This is a genomic window from Cellulosimicrobium sp. NPDC057862, from assembly GCF_042797035.1.
Lineage (GTDB): Bacteria > Actinomycetota > Actinomycetes > Actinomycetales > Cellulomonadaceae > Cellulosimicrobium.
The window spans coordinates 58515-68774 of the sequence record NZ_JBHVMH010000019.1; the positions used below are offsets into that span (position 1 = coordinate 58515).

Here is a 10260-nt window from a genome sequence, read left to right on the forward strand (position 1 = left end):
ACTCCTGACGCGCCGGAGTCACCTGCTCGGCCCACCGGGATCGCCGGGTCGGCGAGTCCCGGCGGGCCGAGGGAAGGTCGGGCGGCTCAGGCCTTCGCGGTCGCCTCTGCGGCGGCTGCCTTCTCGGCCTCTGCCTGGGCCGCGGCCTCCTCCTTGGCGGCCTTCTTCGCCGCGCGCTTCTCGCCGCGGCGCTCGGCGAGCGTGTACAGCACGGGCACGACGACGAGCGTGAGCAGCGTCGAGCTGAGCAGGCCGCCGATGACGACGAGCGCGAGCGGCTGGGAGATGAACGCCCCGCCACCGGTGATGCCGATCGCCATCGGGGTGAGCGCGAAGATCGTCGCCGCGGCCGTCATGACGATGGGGCGCAGGCGCTTGCGCGACCCTTCCATCACGGCGTCGTCGAGCGACCGGCCGCGCTCGCGGTACTGGTTGATGAGGTCGATGAGCACGATCGCGTTCGACACCACGATCCCGACGAGCATGAGCAGGCCGATGAGGGCCGGCACACCGAGCGGGGTCGCGGTGGCGAGCAGCAGGAGCAGCGCACCCGTCGCGGCGAACGGGATCGACACGAGCAGGATGAACGGCTGGAGGAGGCTGCGGAACGTCGCGACCATGACGAGGTAGACGATGAGGATCGCGACGAGCAGCGCGAGCCCGAGGTCGGCGAACGCGTCGGCCTGGTCGGACGCGACGCCGCCGATCTCGACCGTCGCGCCGCCCTCGAGCTCGAGGCCGTCGATCGCGGTCGTGAGCTCGGTGGTGAGCGCACCGAGGTCCTGGCCCGCGGGCGTGACGGAGATGGTCGCGCTGCGCTCGCCGTCGACGCGCGTGATCGAGGTGGGGACCTCGACCTCGGCGACCTCGGCGACCTGCGTGAGCGGCACGGGCCCGGCCGCGGTGGGCAGCACGACCTGCTCGAGCTCCGCGACGGTCGCCGGGGCCTCGCCCGCGAGGACGCGGACCTGGACCGGGCCGTCGCCGAGGTTCACCGTGCCGACGGGCGCGGGGGACATCGTCCCCGCGACCGTCCCGGCCACCTGCGTCTCGGTGAGCCCGACGGCGGCCGCGGCGTCGCGGTCGACGGTCACCTGGACCGTCGACTGGGCCGAGGCGAGGTTGTTGGTCACCTGCGCCGCGCCGTCGGCGTCCTCGGCGAGCTCCTGCACGTCCGCGGCCGCGGCCGCGAGGGTCTCGGTGTCGGGGGCGCGCACGACGAGGTCGACCGTCGAGCTGCCGAACGCGGCGTCCGCGCCGGCGACCTCGATGCCCTCGCTCGCCTCGCCGCCCAGCCCGGAGACCGCGTCGCGCACGTCCTCCTGGGCCTCGACGGCGTCGGCGTCCGCGTCGAGCGTGACGGCGAACGTCGCCGTCGGGGAGCCCCCGCCGCCGAAGAAGGCGGCCTCGGGACCGCCCGCGGTGCCGACCGTGGTCTGCACGGTCGCGACGCCGTCGACGTCCATGAGGGCCTGCTCCACGTCGCGCGCGGCGGCGTCCTGCGCCTCGAGCGACGTGCCGGGTGCGAACGACTCGGTGACCGTGAGCGTGTCCTGGCCCGTGTCGCCGAGGAAGTTGGTCTCCAGGCGCGGCACGAGTGCGAGCGTCCCGGCGAGGATCGCGACGGACACGCCCAGGGTGATCACGGGGTGGCGCAGCGCCGCGCGCAGCGTCGGGACGTACCCGCGCTGCCACAGCCCGCGGCGCTCCTTGGCCTCCGCCGTGGCACGGGCGCGCTCGCCCGCGAGGCGCGCGGCCTCGGGGTCGGCCGGGACGGGCGGGGACTTGATGAACCAGTACGCGAGCACCGGGACGATCGTCAGCGCGACGAACAGCGACGCGAGCATCGCGATGGCCACGGTGAGCGCGAAGGGCCGGAAGAGCTCGCCGACCATGCCGCCCACGAGGGCGATCGGCAGGAAGACGGCGACGGTCGCCACCGTCGAGGCGGTGATCGCGCCCGCGACCTCCTTGACGGCGCCGATGATGGCGCCCACCTTCTCCTCGCCGTACGACAGGTGCCGCTTGATGTTCTCGATGACGACGATCGAGTCGTCGACCACGCGGCCGATCGCGACCGTCATGGCGCCGAGCGTGAGGATGTTCAGCGTGTAGCCCGTGGCGTTCATGACGATGAACGTCACGAACAGCGAGAGCGGGATCGACACCGCGGAGACGAGCGTCGAGCGCAGCGACGCGAGGAAGAGCAGGATCACGACGACCGCGAAGAGGAGCCCGAGCAGGCCCTCCGTCGCGAGGCCCTCGATGGACTCCTCGATGAACGGTGCCTGGTCGAACACGACCTCGACGCGCACGTCCTGCGCCTCGAGCACGCCGGAGAGGTCGTCGACCGCGTCCTGGACGGCGTGCGACACCTCGACCGTGTTGCCGGCGGGCGTCTTGGTGATCGCCACCGCGAGCGCGTTCTCGCCGTCGAGGCGCGAGTACGACGTCGCGGGCTCGGGGCCGGCGGTCACGGTCGCGACGTCGCCGAGCGCCACGGGCGCGGTGCCCGGCGCGGCGGTCGGGGACACGAGCGGGAGCGCGGCGAGCTCGTCGACGGTCGTGACGGCCGTACCGACCTGCACGCTGAGGGTCCGGTCGCCGTCGGAGACGGTCCCGGCCGGGATCACGACGCCGTTGTCCTGGAGGATCGTGGAGACCTGCGCCGGGCTGAGCCCGGCGGCGGCGAGCGCGGCGGGGTCGAGGTCGACCGTCACCTGCTGGTCCGCGATGCCGCTCACCGCGACGCTGCGCACGCCCTCGACGTCCTCGAGCGCCGGGACGACGCTCGACGTGACGGTGTCGGCGAGCGCCGCGTCGTCCGAGCCGCCGGACACCGCGAGCTGGATCACGGGCAGGTCGTCGACGGAGCCCGTCACGACCTGCGGCTCGACGTCCTCGGGGAGCTGGGACTGGAGCCGCGTGATCGCCGTCTGGAGCTGGGACGCCGCGGCGTCCATGTCCGTGCCGTACGCGAACTGCACGGTCGTCACGGACATGCCGGTGGACGACGTCGACGTGACGTCCTCGACGCCCTTGACGGCGCGCGCGGCCGTCTCGACGGGGACGGTCACCTGCTGCTCGACGATCGCCGGGGCGGAGCCCGGGTAGACGCCGACGACGGCGGCGGTCGGGATCTGCAGGCTCGGGATGAGCTCCTGCTTGAGCGATCCCATGCTGATGACGCCGAAGATCGCGATCGCGACCGTGGCGAGCGCGACGAGCGCGCGGTTGGCCAGCGACAGCCGGGCGAGACGGGACACGGAGCCTCCAGGGGTTCCAGGTCGGGTGGGAGACGACGTCGGCGTCGCGATTTCGTTAGCGTAACGCGAAGCATCTCGAGATGGTTCCCGCTCCCACCGATAGAGTCTGCGCCGTGACCCACCCCGCCGACGACGACGAGCGCGCGGCGCTCGCGCGGCGCCTCGAGGACGCGCAGCGTCGTCTCGCCGACCTGCTCCTCGCCCAGCGGCTCGAACCCTTGCTGCGCACGACCCTGACGGTCCCCCAGCTCCGCGCGCTCGCCGTGCTCCAGCTCGACGGCGAGACGAGCTCGCACCGGCTCGCCGAGGTGCTCGGCATCTCCCCCGCGACGCTCTCCGGCATCGTGGACCGGCTGGAGGCGGCGGGGATGGCCGCACGCCGCCCGGACCCGCAGGACGGTCGCGTGCGGCTGGTCGCCGCGACGCCGCGCGGCGCGGCGGCCGTGCGCCGGATCGCGGCGCAGGAGGACGAGCCCCTCACGGACCTGCTCGACCGGCTCGACGTCGCGGACCTGCGCGCGCTCACGGTCGGGATCGAGGCCCTGACCCACGTCGCGGAGGCGTCCGCCACGGGCACCTCGACCGACACCTCGACCGCGCCGGAGGAGTGAGGGTCCCGAGCCACGCGGCCCGAGACCTACCCCTTCGACGTCGTCGGTGGCTCAGACCTCGCCGAGCGCCTCCTCGGGTGTCCCCTCGACGGCGCGCGCCCGGCGGTTCCAGCGCGACCACAGCACGCGCTCGCCGAGCTCGCCCGCCATCCGGTGGCCGAACGCCACGAAGACGACGACGCCGAGCACGAGGATCCCTGCCCCCAGCCAGAACGGCGCGGTCGCGGAGACCGGGTGCAGCAGGCCCGCGATCACGGGCGCGGGAGCGGCGAAGCCCCAGCGCACGAGGTTGAAGGCCCCGGTCGTCACGCGCCGGTCCGGGTCGCCGAGCGCGAGCGACAGGTCGGTGAGGTTCGCGTTCGCGATGCCCATGAAGACGCCGGCACCCACGAGCACGACGACGGACCACGCCGTCCCGAGGTCGAGCGCCAGCAGGACCAGCGCGACCAGCACGCCCACGATCGCGACGCCGAGCGTCTGGACCGCGCCCACGCGGTGGGCGAGCCGGTGCCCGACGACGAGGATCCCGACCGCGAGCCCGACGCCCCACGCGGTGAAGACCAGGCCGAGCGGCACGACGTCGAGCCCGAGGAACACGGGCGTGTACCCGAGCACGACGAAGAAGCAGAAGTTGTACGCGGCCGTCACCACGGCGAGCGCGAGGAACCCGGGTTTGCGGAAGAGGCGGAACACCTGTCCGAGCCGCAGGGGCGCGGGCTTCTCGGCCGGGTCCTTGAGCCGCGTCACGGACACGAGCAGCGCGACGAGCATGAACACGCCGCACACGAAGAACGGCACGCGCCACGAGATGCCGCCCAGCAGTCCGCCGAGCAGGGGGCCGACCGCGAAGCCCAGCCCGACGCACGTCTCGAAGAGCTCGACGACCCACTCGCGGTCGTTCGCGAGCGAGACGAGCAGGACCATCGCGGTCGCGAAGAACATCGCGTTGCCGAGGCCCCACAACCCGCGCAGCGCGGCGAGCTGGCCGATGCTCGTGCTGAGGGCCGCGAGCACCGCCGCGACGGCGACGAGGCTGACGCCCGTGGCAAGGATCTTCTTGTAGCCGAAGCGCCCGGTGGCCATGACGGCGGGGATCATGCCGAGCGCCATGACGGCGATGTACGCCGTGAAGAGGAGCTCGATCTGCCACGTCGAGGCGCCGATCTCCTCGCCGATGACGGGAAGGATGGGGTCGACGACCGCGATGCCGGCGATCGCGAAGAACGCCGTGAGGGCGGTCGCGTAGATGGCGGTGCGGTTCGGTTCGTTGCGCGGGGAGGCCACTGCGTCGCACTTCCTGGTCGTGGGAGAGAGCCGCACGGCCGGAGCAGGCTCAGGGCGACATTTATCTGTATCTAACAGGTAAGTATCTGTAGAATACACCTATGACGGTTGCCGAGGGAAACGATCGAGCGCCTCGACCCACGTCCGACGGCACGAACGCGCGCGACGACGCGAACGCGCACGACGTGCTCGGCGCGATCGAGCTGGAGGTCGCGCAGCTCCTGCGCCGCGCCGAGCGCACCCGCGCCTCGGGGACGCCCGGCACCTCGCGCCGCGGGGGGACGCTCGACCGCTCCGGCTACCTCCTGCTCCACACGCTCGGGACGCACGGGCCGCTCCACGTCAACGCGCTCGCGGAGCGGCTCGGTCTCGACGCCTCCACGGTCACCCGGCAGGTCGTCGCGCTCGAACGGGCCGGGCACGTGCGCCGCGCGCGCGACCCCCACGACGGCCGCGCGGTCGTCGTCGAGCCGACGTCCGAGGGCCTCGACGAGCTCGCCGCGCACCGCGTCGCACGGACCGAGCTCTACGCCGACGTCCTGGGCGACTGGTCCCGGCTCGACCGCGCGCTGCTCGCCGAGCTGCTGGGTCGCCTCAACGGCGACCTCGACGCGTACCGGCGGCGGCGCGACACGCCATGACCGCCACCCGAGAGCCCGCACCGTGACGCGGGTTCACGGCGAGGGGAGCGCCCACCGGATCAGCCGGGTGACCGTGGCACCCGCGGGCCGCGCCCACCGTGTCGGCAGGCCGCGCACCCGCGGCAACCCGGCACGAGCCCACGACGGCAGGGACTCCCGTGCCGCCAGCGCCAACCCCGCGTACGCCGGGCGCACGGGCCACGGCAGCGGTGGCTCGATCAGCAGGAACCGCGCGGCGTCGAGCGCGGGCGGCGTGAGCGAGAGCGCCGGCCGGTACTCCTCGACCGCCGCGTCCAGCTCCCGGCGGGTCAGGGGCGCGTCCACGACCCCCAGCGCCCGCCCGACGACGGCGGCCTGGGCGACGTACTCGTCGCACCCCTGCGCATCGAGCGGGTCCCGGCCGAACGACTGGTGCGCGACGAGAAAGCTCTGGGTCTCGGCGACGTGGACCCAGCGCAGCAGCCCCGGGTCGCTCGCGCGGTAGGGGCGCCCGTCGGCCGCCCGGCCGCGGACGCGCTCGTGGACCGCGCGGACCGCGGCGACCGCCCGCTCCGCGTCGTCGGACGTGCCGAAGGTCGTCACGGCGATGAAGGTCGACGTGCGCTGGAGCCGGCCCCACGGGTCGCCCCGGTAGCCCGAGTGCGCCGCGACACCGGCCATGGCCAGCGGGTGCAGGCTCTGGAGCAGCAGGGCGCGCAGCCCCCCGACGAACATCGACGCATCCCCGTGCACGCGCTGGACCGGAGATCCGCGCTCGAACCAGCGCGGCCCCGGCGTCTCGTGGATGCGCGCCCTCGTGGCGGTCGCGTCCGGGCCGGCGACCCGGAGGAAGATCGCGCGCTCCGCCGCACCGCGGGCCCGCTCCACGACGTGCGTCATGGCGTCGATGTTCGCACCCCCTCCCTCACCTCGCGCGCCCGCCGCGGACGACTCTCATCACTCCAAAGACTTCGTTGCAAAGAATCTCTTGCAAATATGTCTTTGGATATGTAGCCTCGTACATGAGCACCGACGGCGACACCACACCCCCGAGCGCCGAGCGCCACCCGGCGCTCGGCCCGGCCCAGCTCAAGGCGCTCGCGCACCCGCTGCGGGTCCAGATCCTCGACCTGCTCTCCACGCACGGCGCGCTCACGGCGAGCCGCCTCGCCGACCTCGTCGGCGAGTCCAGCGGGTCGACGAGCTACCACCTGCGCCAGCTCGCCCGGCACGGCTTCGTCCGCGAGGTCGCCGGCCGCGGTACGGCCCGGGAGCGGTGGTGGGAACGCCCGCCGGGCGGGTTCACCGTGAGCATGCCCGACGACGAGACCGAGGACTCCGCGGCCACGCTCGCCGGTGCGATGGTGAGCCGCGAGTTCGAGAGCGCCCGTGCCCGCAAGATCCAGGCCTTCCTGGAGCGCTCCTCCGAGCTCCCGTCACGGTGGCTCGACGGGGCACGTCTCACGACCGCCAGCATGTGGCTCACCGCCGACCAGATGGACGAGGTCGCGGACGCCTGGGACGCGCTCGACGCGACGCTGCACCGGTTCGAAGGGCAGGAACAGACCCCCGGCGCGCGGCCCGTGCAGATCCACTTCAACGTCTTCCCCACGATCGACGGCAAGGAGAACCCCTCATGAGCGCGTTTTCCCCCACCCTCCCCCGCACCGCCGAGCCGCGCGGCGCCGACCGCCTGCTCGTCGTCGTCGGCTCGGCGCTGACCGACCTCGGCCGCCGTCGCGCCGTGGCGCGGGCACAGGCGCGATGCGACGGGACCGCCGTCGCGCCGAGCACGGCGTCGACGCCGGCGGCCGACCGGCTCCACGCGGCGGCAGAGCACACCCTCGACCGCGCCGCGGTGTCCCGAGCGTCCCTTCTGCCCTGATCACCCGGAGATTCCACCCGCGTGGGGACTCCTCCCCATATCGGGGGCCGGGTCCGCTCGGTTACCCTCGACGGGGCGTTCTGTGGGCACAGACGCGCGCCTCCCCCTCTCTCGCCGTCCCGGCTCGACAGGATGACGCGATCCCGTGTGCCCCGACCAGGAACTTAGGGAGCATTGGTGGGCCTTCTCTCGAGCATCCGCGAGCATCGTCGTACCGTCGCGTCGGTGAGCACCGTGTCGGTGTTCTCGACGGCGTTGGTGGGGCTGGCGTTCTTGTACGAGGGCGAGGCCACGGCGGACGTGGACCTGAACGACTCGGGCGTGTGGGTGACGAAGACGTCGGCCGGGTTGCTGGGTCGGTTCAACTACGAGTCGCAGGCCCTGGACGGGACGTTGAACGCGGGCAGCGCGTCGTTCGACGTGCAGCAGGACGCGGGCCGGGTGCTGCTGGACGACGCCGGGACGAGCACCGCGTCGCCGGTGAGCGTCGCGCACCTCAAGCTGGACGGGCAGATCCGGCTCCCGGCGGGGGCGCAGGTGGTCTCGGGTGGCGCGACGACGGCGATCCTCGACGGCGAGGAGGGTCTGCTGTGGGTGCTGCCGTTCGACGGCGCGACGTCGTTCGACGCGGAGAAGCTGGACCCGGTGGTCGAGGTCGGTGGTGAGGGCGCGCTGACCGTGTCGCAGGACGGCACGGTGTTCGCGGCGATCCCGTCGACGGGGACGCTGTGGACGGTGGCGACCACGACCAAGGGCACCGTGGACGGCGAGGCGTCGTCCACCGCGCTCCCGGTGAGCAAGGGTGCCGAGGTCGAGGTGACCGCGGTGGGCGACGAGCCCGTGGTGCTCGACCGGTCCGCGTCGCACCTGATCCTGCCGGGCGGTAAGAGCGTGGCGATCGACGGGGGCGGGGACGCCCGCCTCCAGCAGCCGTCGCAGTCCTCGGACGTGGTCGCGGTCGCCACGACGGACGCCCTCGTGGCGCAGCCGCTCAAGGGCGGCGACGCGCAGCGCCGTGCCGCGCAGGGCGTGCCGGCGGCGCCCGTCCAGCTCGGTGCCTGCACGTACGGGGCGTGGGCCTCGACCGGCCAGGTGATCCGCGACTGCGACGGCACGGGACGGGACGTCGACGAGCGGCTCGAGGGCCTGGACCCCCAGACCCGCCTGGAGTACCGGGTGAACCGGCACGTGATCGTGCTCAACGACCTGTCGGCGGGGACGTTGTGGATGGCGGCGGACGAGTACCAGAAGGTCGACGACTGGGACGTCCAGATGCCGGAGGAGGCCGAGGGCGAGGAGTCCGACGCCGAGCTGACGAACCCGGAGCAGGTGGACCAGTTCATCGCGGACCGGACCCAGCCGAACAAGCCCCCGCAGCCCAAGGACGACTCGTTCGGGGTGCGCCCCGGGCGCACGACGATCCTGCCGGTGCTGGGCAACGACGTCGACCCCGACGGGGACGTGATGACCGCGTCGCTCGCGGGCGACTCCCCGGCCAACGCGACGGTGCAGGCGATCATGGGCGGTGCCGCGTTGCAGGCCGTGGTGCCCGAGGATGCCGAGGGCACGGGCACGTTCCGGTACTCGGTGGCCGACGGGCGCGGGGGCGTGGCCGAGGCCGGGGTGACGCTGAAGGTGTCGCCGTGGGGGGAGAACGCGGCGCCGGAGCAGACGGGTGACCCGGTGCTGCGGGTCGGGCAGGGCGGTCGGGCCACGATCAAGGTGCTGCCGTACTTCAAGGACCCGGACGGGGACGACCTCTACCTCGCCTCGGCCGCGGCGACGGTCGCGGGTGACGACGTGCGCTCGCGCCCGGACGGGACCGTGGAGTTCCGCGACGGCGGCGGGTCCACCGGCCGCAAGATCGTGACCCTGCTGGTCTCCGACGGCGAGATGTCCTTCGAGGGCAAGCTGCTGGTCGACGTGGTGCCCGGGCCGCAGCCGCCGGTCGCGGTGAACGACCACGTGGTGGTCCCGGCGGGGCAGCCGATCACGGTCGAGCCCCTGCGCAACGACACCGACCCGAACGACGACGAGCTGCGCCTGGCGTCGGTGTCGGAGTCCGCACCCGCGGAGATCACGCCGAACTACGACGCGGGCACGTTCACGTTCCTGTCGATGGAGCCGCGCTCGTACGACCTGACGTACCAGGTCACGGACGGGCCGAACGCGACCACGGGCCTGGTGCGGGTGGACGTGCTGCCGCCGTCGGAGGCCGCGGGCGCCCCGATCGTGGTGACCGACACCGCCCTGCTCCCGGCGGGCGGGTCGACGCTGGTCGACGTGCTGGCCAACGACACCGACCCCGCCGGCGGCGTCCTCGTGGTGCAGTCCGTGCGCGTCCCGGCCGACGCCGGGGTGTCGGTCGCGATCCTGGCGCACCAGATGCTCCGGGTGACCGAGATCCGGCGCCTGGACGCACCGGTGACGGTGGAGTACACGGCTTCCAACGGGACCGAGACCGCGACGGGTCAGGTGCGCGTGATCCCCGTCCCCGCACCGACGCGGTTGCAGCCGCCGCAGGCGGCGGCGGACGAGGTCACGGTGCACGCCGGGGACGTGGTGACGATCCCGGTGCTGAAGAACGACACCCA

At 73.4% G+C, this 10260-nt stretch carries 8 protein-coding genes; 5 read left to right on the top strand and 3 right to left on the bottom strand.

From position 1 onward, the window contains the following. Nucleotides 1-86: 86 nt before the first annotated feature. On the bottom strand, nt 87-3266 hold the full coding sequence (locus ACFVN3_RS18155; protein WP_378234356.1) for an efflux RND transporter permease subunit: 3180 nt from the start codon (nt 3264-3266) through the stop codon (nt 87-89). A 113-nt stretch (nt 3267-3379) separates the two neighbouring features. On the opposite strand from ACFVN3_RS18155, the gene ACFVN3_RS18160 reads away from it, so the two are divergent. Then, complete coding sequence (locus ACFVN3_RS18160) at nt 3380-3877, top strand: MarR family winged helix-turn-helix transcriptional regulator (RefSeq protein ID WP_378234357.1); 498 nt, start codon at nt 3380-3382, stop codon at nt 3875-3877. Nucleotides 3878-3928: 51 nt separating this feature from the next. Here ACFVN3_RS18160 and ACFVN3_RS18165 read toward each other — a convergent pair whose 3' ends face one another. After that, nucleotides 3929-5161, bottom strand: a complete 1233-nt coding sequence (locus ACFVN3_RS18165) for an MFS transporter (RefSeq protein ID WP_378234358.1) — start codon at nt 5159-5161, stop codon at nt 3929-3931. A 101-nt stretch (nt 5162-5262) separates the two neighbouring features. On the opposite strand from ACFVN3_RS18165, the gene ACFVN3_RS18170 reads away from it, so the two are divergent. Continuing rightward, the gene (locus ACFVN3_RS18170; RefSeq protein ID WP_378234359.1) at nt 5263-5802 is read left to right on the top strand and encodes a MarR family winged helix-turn-helix transcriptional regulator; all 540 of its coding nucleotides are present in this window, start codon (nt 5263-5265) and stop codon (nt 5800-5802) included. A 33-nt stretch (nt 5803-5835) separates the two neighbouring features. Here ACFVN3_RS18170 and ACFVN3_RS18175 read toward each other — a convergent pair whose 3' ends face one another. After that, entirely contained in the window at nt 5836-6681 is an 846-nt protein-coding gene (locus ACFVN3_RS18175; RefSeq protein ID WP_378234360.1) for an oxygenase MpaB family protein, read from the bottom strand. Nucleotides 6682-6803: 122 nt separating this feature from the next. Between ACFVN3_RS18175 and ACFVN3_RS18180 the strand changes: the two genes are divergently transcribed. The 3 genes from ACFVN3_RS18180 to ACFVN3_RS18190 all read left to right on the top strand — a co-directional run. Then, a complete protein-coding gene (locus tag ACFVN3_RS18180; protein ID WP_378234361.1) occupies nt 6804-7421 on the top strand; it encodes an ArsR/SmtB family transcription factor in 618 nt (205 codons plus the stop codon). Then, complete coding sequence (locus tag ACFVN3_RS18185) at nt 7418-7666, top strand: hypothetical protein (RefSeq protein WP_378234362.1); 249 nt, start codon at nt 7418-7420, stop codon at nt 7664-7666. The genes ACFVN3_RS18180 and ACFVN3_RS18185 overlap by 4 nt, the downstream gene beginning before the upstream one ends. Nucleotides 7667-7891: 225 nt before the next feature. Further along, nucleotides 7892-10260 (top strand): Ig-like domain-containing protein (locus ACFVN3_RS18190; protein WP_378234363.1); only part of this gene is annotated, 2369 nt, incomplete at its 3' end.